Origin of the sequence: Endozoicomonas sp. ONNA2, from assembly GCF_024606365.1 — a bacterium.
In the GTDB taxonomy this organism is placed as follows: Bacteria; Pseudomonadota; Gammaproteobacteria; order Pseudomonadales; family Endozoicomonadaceae; genus Endozoicomonas.
This window is the reverse complement of record NZ_JAHHPO010000896.1, coordinates 1-4,699: the sequence shown is the minus strand read 5'-3', so window position 1 is coordinate 4,699 and position 4,699 is coordinate 1. Positions and strand designations below refer to the sequence as shown.

Annotated in this window: 3 protein-coding genes; all 3 read left to right on the top strand. The window is 48.0% G+C overall.

The window, feature by feature from the left end:
* Nucleotides 1-141: 141 nt before the first annotated feature.
* A complete protein-coding gene (locus KDK14_RS15965; protein WP_257266168.1) occupies nt 142-1,584 on the top strand; it encodes a DegQ family serine endoprotease in 1,443 nt (480 codons plus the stop codon).
* Between the two features lie 201 nt (nt 1,585-1,785).
* On the top strand, nt 1,786-3,585 hold the full coding sequence (gene lepA / locus KDK14_RS15960) for a translation elongation factor 4 (protein WP_257266167.1): 1,800 nt from the start codon (nt 1,786-1,788) through the stop codon (nt 3,583-3,585).
* Nucleotides 3,586-3,735: 150 nt separating this feature from the next.
* Complete coding sequence (gene lepB / locus KDK14_RS15955; RefSeq protein WP_257266166.1) at nt 3,736-4,539, top strand: signal peptidase I; 804 nt, start codon at nt 3,736-3,738, stop codon at nt 4,537-4,539.
* The last annotated feature ends 160 nt before the right edge of the window (nt 4,540-4,699 follow it).

The window sequence follows — 4,699 nt, the reverse complement described above, 5'->3', positions numbered from 1 at the left end:
GGCAAATAGCCCCGCTATTCACCTCACAAAACGAAATTTTTATCCTCAATTTTCTACCATCCTTGCTACGGGCGCTATTCTCGGACAGCCTCCTGGCTGCGGTGAATTTTTTTGATAGTCGAATATTGGAGAAAACATAATATGACAAGGGTGTTTTTTCTCTTCAAAAAGTCACTTTGTAACGTTGGTTTTTCCCTGCTTTTGTTTTACCTGACAGTGGTAAATGCTTCAGCCAGGGATTTAGGCTTGCCAGATTTTGCAACATTATTTGAACAGGCATCTCCAGCAGTGGTTAATATCAGTACTCTGACCACACCAAAAGCAAGACAATCGATATATGGTCCGGGTGGGGATGAGATTCCTGAAATTTTTCGCCGTTATTTTGGTATACCCCTCCCTGATGAAACTCCTTCTGGACGTGCGCAACCATTGTCTCTCGGTTCAGGTTTTATTATCTCATCAGATGGTTACATTCTGACCAATAATCATGTTGTCGAGGGTGCTGACCAGATCATTGTCAGACTTAGCGACAGAAGTGAACGTTCTGCAGAATTAGTCGGTGCAGACAAACGTTCAGATCTGGCGCTGTTAAAAATTCAAAGCGACCGAAGTCTGCCCGTAGTGAGGCTTGGTGACTCTGAGAGTGTTAAGCCTGGTCAATGGGTGGCAGCGATTGGGTCACCGTTTAATTTTGAATATTCGATTACCAAGGGCATTGTCAGCGCCCTGAATAGAAGCCTTCCCAGTGACTCATATGTTCCGTTTATTCAATCGGATGTTCCCATTAATCCGGGGAATTCGGGTGGTCCACTGTTTAATATGAATGGTGAGGTAATTGGCATTAATTCCCAGATTTTTACCCGATCTGGGGGATTTATGGGGCTTTCATTTGCCATACCTGTTGATCATGTTATGTGGGCTGTTGACCAACTAAAAGCGAAGGGTCACGTAACCCGGGGGTGGCTGGGGGTTGCCATTCAGGATGTAGATCGAGATCTGGCAGAATCCTTTGGTCTGGAAAAGCCAATGGGGGCTTTGATCAGTCAGGTGGTTCCTGGCGGGCCTGCGGATAAGGCAAAGCTGCACCCCGGGGATATTATTGTCAGGTTTCATGAAAGGATTATCAACAGTTCCGGCGTATTGCCCATGTCGGTTGGGGTGATCAATCCGGGTGAAAAAGTAAAACTCGAATACATCCGTAATGGCAAGCGCAAGACCGTAGATGTTGAAGTGGGTCAACTGCCGGATGAAAATAGTGCTGCTTCTGAACACAGGGGGAATCAGATTCCTTCTGATAAAAACCCTCTGGGTGTTCAGGTGGCGGAGCTTGACGAGAATTATCGGAGTAAGCTGCGCCTGGCCAAGGATATTCAGGGGTTGGTGGTGATCGGGGTTAACAGGGGAGCTGGTCGCTCTATTGGATTGCGACAGGGTGACGTCATCACGGACCTTAACAATAGTAATGTGACGACGGTAGCAGAATTTAAAAAAGTAGTGACCAGGTTGCCCAGGAATCGCTCAATTTCAATGCGGGTTATTCGGGGCGGAAACCCCGGTTACATCACTTTCCGGTTGCAGGAGTAATGAAATATAACAGCACGGTATCTGGCCATGGAGTACAGTGCCGACATGTTATAGAATATTACGGAATCATTTTCACAGGTCAGGCGTGTTTATCACTGCCGCTGCTGTTGGGCGGTCTATTCTCAGTCAGCCTCCCGGTTCAAGACGGTCCCCGCGATTGCGGGGACCGCTTTTTGTGACGTTTTTATAGTAGATGCTATTGTGAGCGACCTAAGCTTAATCAGGAACTTTTCCATCATTGCCCATATTGACCATGGGAAATCGACCCTTGCTGACCGTTTTATCCAAACCTGCGGTGGGCTCAGTGATCGTGAAATGCAGGCCCAGGTGCTTGATTCCATGGAGCTTGAACGGGAGCGTGGAATCACCATCAAGGCTCAGAGTGTCACGCTGGATTACCATGCAAAAGATGGGAATACCTATCAACTGAATTTTATCGATACCCCGGGGCACGTCGACTTTTCCTATGAAGTTTCACGTTCCCTGGCTGCCTGTGAAGGTGCTCTTCTGGTGGTGGACGCGGCTCAGGGAGTCGAGGCACAATCCGTTGCAAACTGTTATACCGCCATAGAGCAAGGGCTGGAAGTCATGCCAGTGCTTAACAAAATGGATCTGCCCCAGGCAGAGCCGGACAGGGTCTCTCAGGAAATTGAAGAAATTATCGGTATTGACGCAACGGATGCCGTGCGCTGCTCTGCCAAAAGCGGGTTGGGTATTGAAACTGTTCTTGAACGACTAGTGTCCACTATTCCAGCCCCTGAAGGTGATGTTAATGGACCATTGCAGGCGCTGATCATCGATTCCTGGTTCGATAACTATCTGGGTGTGGTTTCTCTTGTGCGGGTTAAAAACGGTACGTTGCGCAAGGGAGAAAAGATTGTCGTTAAATCCACCAAACAGTCTTATGTTGTCGATAATGTTGGTATTTTTACCCCAAAACGGACGCCCACCGGGGTTCTTAAAGCCGGTGAGGTGGGTTATGTGGTTGCCGGTATCAAGGATATCCACGGTGCTCCAGTCGGTGACACCCTGACTCATGTGAAAACTCAGGATATTGAGGCCCTGCCGGGCTTTAAACAGGTCAAGCCGCAGGTCTATGCAGGTTTGTTCCCGGTCAGCGCCGATGACTTTGAAGATTTTCGTGACGCCCTGGAAAAACTGAGTCTGAACGATGCTTCCCTGTTTTACGAGCCGGAGAGCAGTGATGCGCTGGGCTTTGGTTTCCGCTGTGGCTTTCTGGGCATGCTGCATATGGAGATCATCCAGGAGCGGCTTGAGCGGGAATACGACCTGGACCTGATTACCACTGCACCCACGGTAATCTATGAGTGTCATATGAAAAATGGCAGTGTTGTGGAAGTTGATAACCCTTCCAGATTGCCTGACCCCGGGGGTATTGACGAAATTCGTGAACCCATCTGCCGGGCAAATATTCTGGTACCCCAGGAATACCTTGGTAATGTAATATCTCTCTGTGTTGAGAAGCGTGCCGTACAAAACGATATGCAGTTCACGGGTGGACAGGTCTCGCTGACCTACGATATTCCGATGAACGAAGTGGTGCTCGATTTCTTTGACCGTCTGAAATCGGTGAGCAGGGGTTTCGCCTCTCTGGACTACGCTTTTGATCGTTTTGAAACCGCTAATATGGTCCGGGTGGATATTCTTATCAATGGTGAAAAAGTCGATGCGCTGGCGGTTATAGTTCACAGGGATCATGCCGTTGCCCGAGGGCGGGTTCTGACGGAAAAAATGAAAGAGATCATTCACCGTCAGATGTTTGATGTTGCCATTCAGGCGGCCATTGGTGGGCAGATTATTGCCCGGACAACGGTAAAGGCGCTCAGAAAGAACGTGACTGCAAAATGCTATGGTGGTGACGTGAGTCGCAAGCGTAAGCTACTGGAAAAACAGAAGGCTGGTAAAAAACGTATGAAGCAGGTTGGACGTGTGGAAATTCCCCAAGAGGCTTTCCTGGCTGTTCTAAAGGTCGACAAATAATTCACCATTGATTATATAACCTACTTTTGGTTAACACGATAAGCCGGACTGTCGGCTGTTTTGTGCTGTGAAACTCTCAATTTGGATGTTGTCAATACAGTTTCACCTAATTGTTCAGGTCTGATAAAACAGGTTTAGAGAAAAATAGCCATGGACTTTAACTTTCCACTGCTATTGGTACTGTCGGTTGTTGTTACAGGTATCATCGCACTTATTGATCGACTCTTTCTGTTACCAAAGCGAAAGGCTGCTGTTGCCAGTGCCGAGGGAGGCGATGATGACGCCCTTGAGAAACTGCCCGGGGAACCGGCAATTGTTGAGACCGCCAAGTCTATCTTTCCGGTTTTACTGTTTGTTCTGGTTATTCGATCTTTTTTGTTTGAACCTTTTCAAATTCCATCCGGTTCCATGATTCCGACCTTGGAAGTGGGGGATTTTATTCTTGTTAATAAATACAGTTATGGTTTGCGTTTGCCAGTGTCAGGCACCAAGGTGCTTGCTATCGGTGAGCCTGATCGTGGTGATGTGATGGTGTTTAAACAGCCAGGGAAAGAAAATATTAACTTCATCAAACGTGTTATCGGTTTACCCGGCGATGTCGTGAGATATATGAATAAACGGCTGACAGTGAACGGCCGCGCGGTTCCTGAAGAGTTCGTGGCACAGCTCAGTGATGCCCGATCCACTTACCGTCTCTACAACGAGGGAGATGAGGGCAAGCGTTACCAGGTTCGAAAAGAACTCACCAGTAATGATTTTCGAGCTGAAGGTGAATGGGTTGTGCCTGACGGCATGTACTTCGTCATGGGGGATAACCGTGACCGAAGCAATGACAGCCGATATTGGGGCTTTGTCCCTGAAGAGAATATTGTGGGTAAGGCGGTTTACATCTGGATGTACTGGCCAAGCTGGACTCAACTTCCCGGTTTCAAGAACAACGGGGTGATTGAGTAAGGAAATGTCATTTAGTTGCTTCGGTAGGTTGTTTACCTGTTAATTGGTGGACTATTGTTGTCTTTGGTGGTTAAGGTTACCCGCGAAAACGGTGCTGTTGCACCAGGAGGCTGTCCGAGAATAGACTGCCCTACTCGGCAACTGCTCCTGCGTTGCTCTA

Excerpts from the sequence above, each read along its gene's own strand:
- lepB (WP_257266166.1), top strand. The coding sequence starts at position 3,736 with ATGGACTTTAACTTTCCACTGCTATTGGTACTGTCGGTTGTTGTTACA.
- KDK14_RS15965 (WP_257266168.1), top strand. The coding sequence starts at position 142 with ATGACAAGGGTGTTTTTTCTCTTCAAAAAGTCACTTTGTAACGTTGGT.